The following is an 11,351-nucleotide window of genomic DNA, read 5'->3' on the forward strand; positions in this document are numbered from 1 at the left end:
ACATACACGTAGGCCGGGTCGGGCTTATATGCTACCCCCTCCCGCAACAGGCCACAAGGGGGTTCGCGCTTCTATTATCCGCCCTACAGTGTTCACCTTGGTTTTGGGCGCGTTCCTAAGGGTTGGCCGCTCACCGAAACCGAGTGTTGCGTGGTGCGGGAGTGATCCCGCCTGCGAAGCGTACATAGTGGGCGTGCAGGCTGTGTGATTGAGCCTCGAAAGTGACATCGCGGAGCCGACGTGTTCGCAATGGCGGAAGGCTGTTGTCCAGCGGCGCCGGCACCCGCGCGTCAACTACCGAGACCCCGTCTGCGCCAGCGCGATCGGACAGCCGCACCATTGCTGGCACCTTCTTACCGAGGACCTGAGCCTGGGCGGCCTGCGACTGCTCTCGCCGGAGGCCTTCGCCGTCGGCACCCGTCTGCTGCTCTGCCTCGAGCCCGAGATGACGATGGAGCCGATCCGCGCCGTCGCCGAGGTGCGGTGGACCGCCCGCGTGGATTACCAGGAACGCTATCGGCTTGGCCTGGAGCTGGTCGAACTGGGCGAGTGTGAAAGCACCCGGCTGCATAGCCTGGTGCAGGCGCAGGCGGACTGAGGCGCTCACACCTCAGAGGCATTCCAGTTGCTGAAGGCCAGCAGCCAGGAACCAAGCCCTGGGTTGGTTGCACCCTCCGCCTTGATCAGCTCGCCGATCTCGATCAGCAGCGCACGGAACTCCCGCACCTCGCTCTGCCAGAGCCCCTCGGGCAGGCCCGGATTGTCGATCATGGTCTCAGCGGCGAGCGAACCGGCGCCAGCCCACCAGGCATTGCTGTCGAGTTGGCGCATTGCGAGCTCAGGTGATACCTGGAGCAGGTCCGCCAGCTCGCGGACCTCAGCGGCACGCGGGTGGCTGATGCGCTCAAGCAGCGCGCTGAGGCGGAGTAGGGCGGTTTGGAGCATGGGGACCTGGACAGGGATGGTATGCACTAGCCACGACATAGGTGCTGGACGCGGCGTTTGCGATGATCATGCCTCTCTTTATGTGTCCGCTGAACTGAACGTGAGGCCGGTGGATGCGCGTTCCCGACGTGCCCGCGACGCTGCTACCGGCCGAGCGCCTTCGTCTTGCCGCCGTCCGGCATGACCGCGAGTCCGCTGCAGCAGGCCGCTTCGGCCTGCGACGAGCGTGGCGCGAGGTCGCATCGTCATGTTTCCGGTCCAGGACCTCATATCCAGAGCTCCGCTGTCGCACCGCCTCAGCGCCGGGCTTGACCCTCAGGGCGGCCTGGATTTCTTATCCGTTATCCGTTCTTACAGCCTATTTATTCCCACTTGTGAGTGCTCGACTATGATGGTAGCGTCACCCAGGCTTCCGCGATTGTGATTGTATTTGGTTCCTGCCCGTTCTGCGTGATTTACGAAGCATCGGGGCTTGAATGCCCACGCCACTTCGGATTCCTCCGCTATCCCGGAGATCGCAAAAGGGTGCTCCGTCAAAGGTAATAAGAACTCAAAAAGGCGCTTGCGCTGCGGGCGCACACAACCAGGAGGACGCTCGAATGAGTCGGCAAAACGATGCTTTAGGCCGGCGCAGATCTGCGCGAAATAAGAAGACACAAGAAGCCATTGCGCGAGGCGCGGCGGTAGCGGGTTGCGTAATCACCGCTTACGTGCCGCTCACTGCATGGTCAAACCCCTATCATTGTGGGGATTTGACAGGGGTTGCGAATGCCTACCAGTGCACAGGCGACCAGTCCAGCGGTATCAATGTCAATGCAGACGGCCAAATTCCGCCAGATACGGCGACCCGAATCGACGTCGCGCCAGCCGGAGATATTACCTGGGGATCTTATGGGATCTTGTGGCAGGCGACGGGAAACCCGTCAAACCCCGCCGTACTCAATGTCGACATGGGCAGCTACCGGCTCCACCAGATTAACCTTGGTGGACCGGGCGCGGCGAGCGCCTCGGTACAGTTAACCAGCGAGGGAGCGGCCGGGGCGCACGTCAAGAACAGTAATGCGACTTCAGGCGGAGCCAGTCGCTTCCTGCAGTTGGATTTCGACGGCAAGGTGCTGTCGAATTTTGGCGGTATCCTGATCCACACGGCCGGCGGCGCAGGCGGGAACGGAGACAAAGCAGGCGGGGCGGGGGGGCAGGCCGGCGCCATGCAGGAGGGTGATGGATCGATCCAGGCCATCGCGGTCGATATCTCCGGCACCATCACCTCTGTCACGGATGCAGTCGAGCTGCTCGCGGAGGGGGGCAAGGGGGGGAATGGAGGCGGTGATCACTCACCAGGGCAGGGCGGTGCTGCCGGTTCCATCAGCGCGACCTTCACGGACACCACCGTCACCTCGACGAGTGGTGACGGTGTCAGGATACGTACGACGGGGGGTGACGGCGGGGATGCTGGACAAGGATCGAATGGCGGTCATAGAGGTGGCCGCGGAGGTGCATCGGGAGACATCCGACTGGATTTCGAAGGCATTCTGAGCTCACTGGGTGATGGTCTGACCGTGGCGACAACGGGGGGTGACGGGGGCAAGGGCAATCCGAACAATACCGGTGGGGTCGGAGGCAATGCCGGCCAAGTCACGGTCAATGTAAGAGGTGTCGTTCAATCAGCATCGCAATTGGGAGTCTCGCCTGATCCCCATGCCGCCATCTATGCCGCGAGCTTGGGCGGCAAGGGCGGAGCCGGGGGAGATGCTAGTTGGGGATGGGCTGGAGCAGGGGGCGGCGGTGGGGATGCGTCCGATGTCAGGCTCTCGACCGGTGGTGCGACCGTGTTTTCTGCAACCCTGCCTGCGGTCTCTCTTCTCTCTCAGGGGGGCGATGGGGCGCATGGGACCCAGGGCAGCAGTGGGGGTGGCGACGGTGGCAAGGGTGGCGCGGCAGGCTCCATCTTCGTCGACGACTCAAACGACCTGCCGGATGGATGGCAGCCCGGTGCCTGGACCATCGAAACAACGGCAAACGTCAAAGACATTCCTGCATTCCTGGTGAAAAGTGTCGGCGGAAATGGCGGATATGGAGAAAAGGACCGCGATGGCGGCGATGGGGGCGACAGCGGCGATATCTTCATATTCGACAACGGTCTAACCAACCAGATCACGACCCACGGCACCCAATCGCCCGGTATCTACGCCCTGAGCTTGGCAGGCTCGGGCGGTGACGCCGACGCCCATCACAAAAACGGACAAGGGGGGAATGGGGGCAAGAGCGGCACGGTTTCGATCGCCGGGACTTGGGATGTCACAACGAATCGCGATGAGTCCCCGGGAATCGTCGCCGTCAGCCACGGCGGCACCGGTGGCTCGGGCAGCAAGAAGGGGGGCGGCGGTGACTCGGGGTACGCTGGGGAGGTTGAGCTCGACCTTGATGGCAAGGAAGGGATCGAGACCACTGGCTACGAGTCCCCTGGCCTGCTTGCGCAAAGCATCGGTGGACGCGCCGGTGCCGCGGGTGAGGATGAAAAGGGTTTTTCCTTCGTCCAGTTCGCGAGCAGCGGTGGTAGCGCCGGCGACGGTGGCAACGTCACCGTCACCAGTCGCGGACCGATCACCACGCATGGAGATGGCTCCGACGGCATGAAGGTGCAGAGCATTGGCGGCGGCGGCGGCTCTGGTGGCGGCGGTTTCGGGCTGTTCTATTCCGGAGGCGGTGCCGGCGGCGACGGCGGCGCGGGTGGGGATGTAACCGTTAACAGCCAAGGTGCCATATCTGTCGACGGGAACGACGCGCACGGCATCTTGGCGCAAAGTATCGGCGGCATCGGCGGCGACGGTGGCTCGGGCTCCAATGGCATCGTCGCGCTCGGTGGTGGTGCCGGCAAAGCCTCCCATGGAGGGAAGGTTCAAGTGACCAACTCGGGAAAGATCGAGACGGGCACAAATCCAACAGTGAGTGCGCCGGAACAAGACCAGGCCTGCGGCGTCGGCTGCTCGCCGGGTATCGTTGCCCAGAGTATCGGCGGGGGTGGGGGCCACGGTGGGTCGACGACGGGCTGGTTCAGCATCGGAGGCAAGGCCGGCGGTGGCGGCGACGGCGGAGAAGTGTCTGTGGTGCATACGATAGAAGACATCGTCACCCATCTCGACAACTCGACCGCCATCGTCGCGCAGAGCATCGGTGGAGGCGGCGGCACCGGAGGTAACGCCAAGGCGGTGGGCCTCGAGGGGGCGTTCGCCATGGGTGGCCAGGGCGGGGACGGTGGCAAAGGGGGCGACGCATCGGTCGCGGCAACCGGCGGGATGAGCATCACGACGCAGGGCGACAACTCCCATGGCGTGCTGGCCCAGAGCATCGGCGGTGGCGGGGGAGGCGGTGGTTTCGCCGGCGCCCTGGCCGTGTCGATTGACCCGGACACCCCCGCGCTCAGCATCGCGGTCGGTGGCAGCGGGGGAGTTGGTGGCGATGCCGGCAACGCGTCGGTCCGCACGACCGATTCCAACGATCCTGGGCAAAACGCGATCACCACCACGGGGGATCACTCCTTCGGCATCAGCGCGCAGAGCGTTGGGGGCGGTGGTGGCTCGGGCGGCTTCGCGACAACGGCGAGCGCCTCGCTCGCGGGCGCCTATGCACTGGCGATCGGCGGAAGTGGAAAGGGTGGCGGCAAGGGTGGAAGTGCCGCGATCACCAACGACGCCGATGTCACCACCGAGGGCGCTGGATCGACCGCCCTGTTGGCCCAGAGCGTCGGCGGGGGCGGCGGGCATGGGGCCCTGGGTGGTGCGGGCGGTCTCGGGCTGTTCGAAGGAGGGGTGTCTCTAAGCTTGGGCGGCAACGGCGGCCAGGGGGGCGGTGGCGGCGCGGTGACGGTCTGCAACGGGACTGAGACCAGTATCTGCACAGGCGCCGACTCCTATGCCGCCGGCGCCATTATCACCAAAGGTGCAGGGGCGGACGGGATTCTGGCCCAGAGCGTCGGTGGCGGTGGTGGTGCAGGGGGGCTGTCGGTGGCCGGCACGGGATCTTCTGGTCAGACCGGTGATTTCGCGCTGTCCTTTGGCCGCAGCGGTGGAGTGGGTGGCGACGGTGGGGAGGTCAAGGTCGGAAATGCGGGATCCATCAACCTGACCGGTGGCGGCGCGAGCGCCATTTTTGCGCAGAGCGTGGGCGGCGGTGGCGGCAAGGGGTCCGTGGCCGCTTCCGGAACGGCAGCAGTGACCGATTCCTGGACCGGAGCGCTCACGTTTGGGGGCGAGGGTGGTAATGCGGGTAAGGGCGGTACGGTCACGGTCGACAACCAAGGCGATCTCGTCGTGAACGGCGGACTCCTTGTAGAGCAGGCGGATGGTACGGACCCAGCGATACCCGATCTCTCGCCCGGTTACGGCATCTTTGCCCAGAGCGTGGGCGGCACCGGAGGGCAGGGCGGTTACGCGGGCAGTCTCTCGTTCCAGGCGGTCAATCCCCCAGGCGCCGATGCTGAAGAAGAGGAAGATCCCCCATCGGTGAGCTTTTCGATTGCACTTGGTGGTGACGGAGGTGCCGGAAACGCTGGCGGTGATGTAACGGTCACCAATTTTGGCGCCATCACGACGACGGCAAATATGTCGGCCGGTATCGTTGGCCAGAGCGTTGGCGGTGGTGGTGGTGTCGGCGGCAACAGTGTGGCTTGGAATCGGCACCTGCCGGGGATGGGAACCGCCGACTATGAACTGTCGGCTACCCTCGGCGGAAGCGGCGGCGGAGGCGCGACCGGTGGCACGGTCTTGGTCGAAAACTACGGGACGATCGAGACCAGCGGCAACGGGTCGCACGGCATCTTGGCGCAGAGCGTGGGTGGCGGCGGTGGTTTTGGCGGCCATGCCAAAGCGGAGAATCAGTCCGGGATTTGGGACGAACTGACTGAAAAGGCCGAAGCGGAAGCTGGAGAGGAAGAGGAGAAGCCCAGCGGCACGTTCACGCTGGCAGTAGGGGGAAGTGGCGGTGATGGTAGCAATGGCGGCGACGTGACTCTGAAAAATTCCGGCTCCGTACACACAAGGGGGGCTGGGGCGTCTGCCCTGTTCGCCCAGAGCATCGGCGGTGGCGGCGGGGTCGGCGCTGACCTGGGGAACGAAGAGGCAAGCGCCTCCGGATGGCTTGCTGAGGCCATGGACAACGAGTACAAGAATCTCACCGTCACGATCGGTGGCTCGGGCGGAAACGCGGGCTTGAGCACTGGCGGCAAGGTCGAGGTGACCCACAGCGATGGGGCGCTCGTCACCGAGCAGGACGGCTCTGCGGGCATCTATGCTCAGAGCGTGGGCGGTGGCGGTGGCGGTGGCCAGGGTGGTGCGGCCGGGACCGGGGAGCAGGGCAGCTTCGCGCTCGGCGGGCAAGGCAAGGCGGGCGGCGACGGCGGCGCGGTAACCGTCACCGTCAAAGGCGGCAGCATCACGACCGGGGGCACAGGCATCAGCCCGTCATTCGGCATCTTCGCCCAGAGCGTGGGCGGTGGTGGCGGCCAGGGAGGCGTGGGGCAGTTGTCCAACTGGTTGCACTACGGAACCAAATTGGTGGAGCCCGGTAAGCCCGGCGCCGGCGGTAACGGCGGCAAGGTCACCGTGGATTTTGAACATGGCTCGATCTCCACCTCGGCCGATGGAGCGGTCGGTATCTTCGCCCAGAGCGTGGGCGGTGGCGGTGGTCTCAAGGGCGAGGTGGTGCACGATCCCGGCACCAGCAGTCTGCTGTCGATGATGGCCGGGAGCAATGGAGACGCCGGGGCAGGCGGGGATGTGGTTATTACTGTCGGTGGCGCGATCTCTACCGCCGGGGCTGCGGCGCATGGCGTGTTCGCGCAGAGCGTCGGAGGAACCGGCTCTGGAGGAGACGTGGCCATCGAGGTCACAAAAACCGGAAGCATCAACGCTCAGGGAGCCGGATCGCACGGCATCTACGCACAGAGCGGATATGGTGGGGCCGCGGACACAGGAGGGGTTTTCATTCTGGTCGACAAGGGGGCCGTAGTCAGCGGCGGTGGTGCGTCACCCATCGATGTCGGTGCGTCACCAACCGAATACGCCAACGACGGCGTCGGCATCGTCGTGGCAAATGCCAACTACGCTTCGATCGACAACTTCGGGAGCATCACAACGGTCGATGGCATCGAAGGCAAGGCGATCGTCCTGCTCGATGTTGTTCAGGACCAGATCGTGAACAACAAGGATGAAGGCGCGATCATTACCGGGCAGTTCTGCCGCAATGATGACTGCGAGGTGTGGGATGATGACGCAGTGATGGCGTCTTCGGAGCCCGCTGCGATGAACTCGCCCGAGGGACGCTTCATTGTCAACAACTACGCGAACGCATTGATCAATTCCGGGCGCGTCATGGATGTCGACCAACTGAACAATCAAGGCATTCTTGCGGTCGGCGGGCGCGGTGCCTTGGGTACGACCTACCTGACTGGCGATTTCATTCAGCAAGCGGAAGGCACGCTTGTGGTCGATCTCGATCCGCACGGGGCAGGCAGCTCAGGTTATGCCGATTTGTTGAGCATCGGTGGTCGAGCCATGCTTGATGGTCGGATCGCTGTTCGATTGGTCGACGGTTGGTTGTCGACGCTTGGTGCGCGCTCGGTCGGTCTGATCGAAGCGGACGGCGGCCTGGAGTTCGATAGCCTTGAAGTGCTACCGTCAGCGGTGGCGCAATATGCCTTGCATCAATCCTCCGACAGTTCCTTGTCCCTCTCCTACGACATCAATTTTGCGAATGAGGGAATTCTCGCACAGACCAACGACAACCAAGACCGCCTCTCGCACCATCTGCACGCGATCTACAGCGCGGGCGGCCTTGATGCAGACCTGGGCCGCGACTTGATCGAGATCGAGGATACCTCGACCTACGCTCGAGTCGTGAATAACTTGGGAGCGGAGGTCGCTGTCGATAACCAGATTGGCAGCCTGCTGTCCAGCGTGCGCTTCAATGATGACATGCTGCATTGCAGTGAACGTTCCGGCGTGGACTTGTCCGTGGATCCGGCGCGCTGCGCCTGGATCCGGCTGCGCGCGTTTCGCTTCGATCGCGATACTACCAGCGACAACCTTGGCTTCGACGAGGACGTCTGGCAGATCGCCAGCGGTGGTCAGCTCGACCTCAAAAACGGCTGGTATGTCGGCGGCGCGTTATCCTACGAAAACCGCAATCTTGATGTATCCCAGTCTGATGTCAGCAGCGATGGCTACCAACTGCAGGGGGGCACCTATGCGCTTCGCCATTTTGGGGCGAGCGAGTTCTCAGGCGGGCTGAGCTTAGGTTATGGGCACTTCGACCTCGATCAGCAGTTTCCACCTGGTGTCAGTGCCGAAGGAACCCAAAAGCTGTGGCTGATCTCCGGTCAGTTGCGAGCGGCCCGCCTGTTCGAACGCGGTCACTGGTATGTGAAGCCACGGATCGATCTCGGGGTGGATTATCTCTCGATGGACGGCTTCAGTGAATCCGGCGGCAGCGATTTTCGCCTGAATGTGGATAATCAGAGCGACGCTTACTTCAATATGCAACCGGCGGTCGAGATTGGGGCCACGTTGAATACGGCAGGGGGGACGCAGGTGCAGCCGAAGTTGGTATTGGTGATCACCCAGTTCGTGGGGGATGCCACGCCGTCGGTGAAGAGCAGTTTAGTGTTAGGTGGACCGACGGTGCCCTCGTTTACGACCAAAACGGACATGGATCGCACGCGCTTCGACCTGACTGCGGGTGTAGATATACTGACGCACAAGACGATGACCGCTCGCGCGGAGGTGTTCGGCAGTCTTTCTGAAAACAGCAGCAGCTACGGCGGTGGACTGGCGTTTTCTCTGCCGTTCTGAGCAGGTCGCCTTAAACTCACCATCCCATCTGCCTGGGACGAGGCACCCGAGCCGATGCCGGACTGGGACCTCCTCCAGCAGCCCGAGCCCGACATCGACCGCCTGCTGGCCGACGTCACCGTCGGCGAGGTCTGGGGTGCCAGCGCACGCTTGGCCCGGCGGCTGCAGACGCTCGGCATCGTCAGCGCAAACAGCAACAGTTGCGCAGGGACCGGCAGATCGGGAAAGAGCGCCAGCAGCAGCCCCACCACCAGGGCACCGAGTCTGGCCCAGAGCAGATACAAGCCCGACAGCAATAACTCCAGGGCCATCAGCACGGCCCCGACACTGCGCCACAGCCAGGGATTGGCAAGAAGCGCGGCCATGGCAGATCGGCTCAGGAGGCGCGCTTGTCCTGTTGCACGCCGCGCACCAACTCCGCCACCCCGGCGACGGCACCGGTGATGCCGGTCGCCTCGATGGGCAGCAGGACCAGCTTGCTGCTCTCGCCCTGGCCGCTCAGCATCCTGACGTGCGCCGCACCCTATGCGCCCAGGGTCGGGCAGCCACTGGCTGGTGATCTGCTGCAGCGGCGTATCCATCGCGTGCTGGCCATCGCCCGGGCCTTCGACTACTCCGCCCTGGTCCTCGGTGCCTGGGGCTGCGGCGCCTTCGCGAACGATCCCGAGCGCACCGCACGCGACTTCCATGCGGCGCTACTTCAGCTTGCCGGCGGCTTCTCGCAGGTGGTCTTCGCCATTGCCGACTGGTCGGTGCAGCGCGCCTTTTTGACCCCGTTTACAGCAGAGCTCTCGGATGGGACGATTCAGTCTTAAACGCTGACGTGCAAGACCTTTGACCTATCGATGAACAGGGGGCCAAGTCGCGCAGAAAACGGCCGGCGTCGGCTCGTGAGCAGTGCCTTCGATGCGAACCGGCGCGGTGCCCGCGGTCATCGTCTATCCCATCGCCCACGGATGCCGTTGCCAGGTCTCGTGCAGGCGATTTACCGGCTCCTGCCGATTTGTCTGCTCGGGATCGGCATTGCCGTGGCCGAGCCATTGGCAACGGCACCCGAAGAGCACCATTCTCCGCCGCCCGGCTCGCTCGAGCGTCGGGCGATTCTCGAGGCCTTGCGCAGCGAGGTGCGTCGCTGGCATCAGATCGAGGTCGTCTTTGTCGTCGATGTGCTCACCGTCATCCACGACTGGGCGTGGGTGCAGACTCGGCCACAGTCTCCCGATGGCCAACGTCGCTACGAAGACCTTGCTGCCTTGCTGCAGCGCGAGCAAGGTCAATGGACGGTGGTGGAGATCGTCGGCGAGTCCGAGGAGACGCTCAGACAGCGCTTTCCGGAGATGCCGGAGGCCTTGCTAGAAACAAGATGACCCGCCCCGCGGGTCCTGGTCCATCAACTGACGTGGAGCTTGATGCCGCTATGAGAACGCAAGTACGCGACGGCCGCCACACCTGGGGACGCTGGTGGCGTGCGCCCATCCTGATCCTCGGTGCCAGTGTGCTGAGCGCCGGTTGCGGTAGCGATGACGGCGGTACGCAAGCCGTCGCGAAACTGGATGCCTGCGCGGTCCTGACCGCTCAGGACGTGGGTGCGGTGCTCGGAGCGAATGCCGTCGAGACGGAGGCGGGGCAGCACGGCGACGGCGATTTCTGGGCGAGTAGCTGTCGTTACCAGGTCGTTGGTGCGGACGCGATGCTCGCGGCGAGCCTGATGCTTCGCCCTCACCACAGCGCAGCTGGTGCGGCACAGGCCTATGCCGACTATGACAACGACCTCGCGACTCAGCTCGGTGAAGGTGCCCGACTTTCTCCGGTGGCGGGTCTGGGGGAGAAGGCCGGATGGCAGGCGTTCGGAACCGCCATCGGACAACTCACGGTGTTTCAGGGACCGTATCAGCTGATCATCACGGCATCGGAGACCGCTGATCGTGATCAGCTCGACAACGGTCGCGCTTTGGCGCAACGCGCGCTCGCGCGCCTACCATCACAGTAGCCGATGCCTGCGGCCAAGCGCCAGCCGTTCACCGGCGACACTCACGCCGCACTCGCCTGCAGAGAGGACAGCGCGCGTGACCCACGCCCTGATCGACGAGTCGGCCTACTACGACGCCAACGCCGAGGCCTTCTTCGCCGAGACCCACTGCGGCCTGCCGGTGGCGGTACTGCGCGTGCAGGACATCGAGTGGATGGACCGCTTCGACGGCATCTGGGCCTGCGCCAGCCTGCTGCATGTGCCCCTGGCCGAGCTGCCCGAGTTGCTGCGCCGACTGGCTCGGGCGCTCAAACCCGGCGGCGTGCTCTACGCCTCGTGCAAGTACGGGGCCGGGGAGCGTGAGCATGGCGGGCGGCGGTTTACCGATCTCGACGAGGCGGGGCTTGCGGCGCTGCTGCGGGCGGTGCCGGAGCTGGCCGAGCTGGAGACCTGGACCACCGCGGATCGCCGGCCGGGGCGGGAGGGGGAGCGGTGGCTCAATATGGAACGCGCCCAAAACAAGGTGAACACTGTAGGGCGGATAAGCGAAGCGCATCCGCCGTTGTGGCCTGTGGCGGATGCGCTTCGCT

The 11,351-nt window shown here is 64.3% G+C and carries 8 protein-coding genes; 6 read left to right on the forward strand and 2 right to left on the reverse strand.

The genetic code is table 11. The features are described from left to right. The first annotated feature begins 208 nt into the window (after window positions 1–208). Complete coding sequence (locus F2Q65_RS18795) at window positions 209–598, forward strand: PilZ domain-containing protein (protein WP_150094934.1); 390 nt, start codon at window positions 209–211, stop codon at window positions 596–598. Between the two features lie 5 nt (window positions 599–603). Here the strand turns inward: F2Q65_RS18795 and F2Q65_RS18800 are convergent, their stop codons facing one another. Next, a complete protein-coding gene (locus tag F2Q65_RS18800; RefSeq protein WP_150094935.1) occupies window positions 604–945 on the reverse strand; it encodes a hypothetical protein in 342 nt (113 codons plus the stop codon). 599 nt (window positions 946–1,544) lie between these two features. On the opposite strand from F2Q65_RS18800, the gene F2Q65_RS18805 reads away from it, so the two are divergent. Next, window positions 1,545–8,792: an autotransporter outer membrane beta-barrel domain-containing protein gene (locus F2Q65_RS18805; protein ID WP_150094936.1), complete on the forward strand. Its 7,248-nt coding sequence runs from the start codon at window positions 1,545–1,547 to the stop codon at window positions 8,790–8,792. Here the strand turns inward: F2Q65_RS18805 and F2Q65_RS18810 are convergent. Beyond that, on the reverse strand, window positions 8,756–9,157 hold the full coding sequence (locus tag F2Q65_RS18810) for a hypothetical protein (protein ID WP_150094937.1): 402 nt from the start codon (window positions 9,155–9,157) through the stop codon (window positions 8,756–8,758). The genes F2Q65_RS18805 and F2Q65_RS18810 overlap by 37 nt on opposite strands. Window positions 9,158–9,181: 24 nt before the next feature. On the opposite strand from F2Q65_RS18810, the gene F2Q65_RS18815 reads away from it, so the two are divergent. From F2Q65_RS18815 to F2Q65_RS18830, 4 genes are all read left to right on the forward strand, one after another. Next, complete coding sequence (locus F2Q65_RS18815) at window positions 9,182–9,607, forward strand: TIGR02452 family protein (RefSeq protein WP_246156382.1); 426 nt, start codon at window positions 9,182–9,184, stop codon at window positions 9,605–9,607. A gap of 75 nt (window positions 9,608–9,682) precedes the next feature. Next, window positions 9,683–10,159 (forward strand): hypothetical protein, encoded by a 477-nt coding sequence (locus F2Q65_RS18820; protein WP_150094938.1) that lies wholly within the window; start codon window positions 9,683–9,685, stop codon window positions 10,157–10,159. 32 nt (window positions 10,160–10,191) lie between these two features. Continuing rightward, window positions 10,192–10,782, forward strand: coding sequence for a hypothetical protein (locus F2Q65_RS18825; RefSeq protein ID WP_150094939.1), 591 nt, complete (start codon window positions 10,192–10,194; stop codon window positions 10,780–10,782). A gap of 76 nt (window positions 10,783–10,858) precedes the next feature. Further along, window positions 10,859–11,351 (forward strand): class I SAM-dependent methyltransferase (locus F2Q65_RS18830; protein ID WP_246156384.1); only part of this gene is annotated, 493 nt, incomplete at its 3' end.

The sequence above is a fragment of the Thiohalocapsa marina genome (genome assembly GCF_008632335.1).
In the GTDB taxonomy this organism is placed as follows: domain Bacteria; phylum Pseudomonadota; class Gammaproteobacteria; order Chromatiales; family Chromatiaceae; genus Thiohalocapsa; species Thiohalocapsa marina.

Bases quoted from the DNA above. Each gene is read 5' to 3' on its own strand.
- F2Q65_RS18800 (WP_150094935.1), bottom strand. From the start codon at position 945: ATGCTCCAAACCGCCCTACTCCGCCTCAGCGCGCTGCTTGAGCGCATC.
- F2Q65_RS18805 (WP_150094936.1), top strand. From the start codon at position 1,545: ATGAGTCGGCAAAACGATGCTTTAGGCCGGCGCAGATCTGCGCGAAAT.
- F2Q65_RS18810 (WP_150094937.1), bottom strand. From the start codon at position 9,157: ATGGCCGCGCTTCTTGCCAATCCCTGGCTGTGGCGCAGTGTCGGGGCC.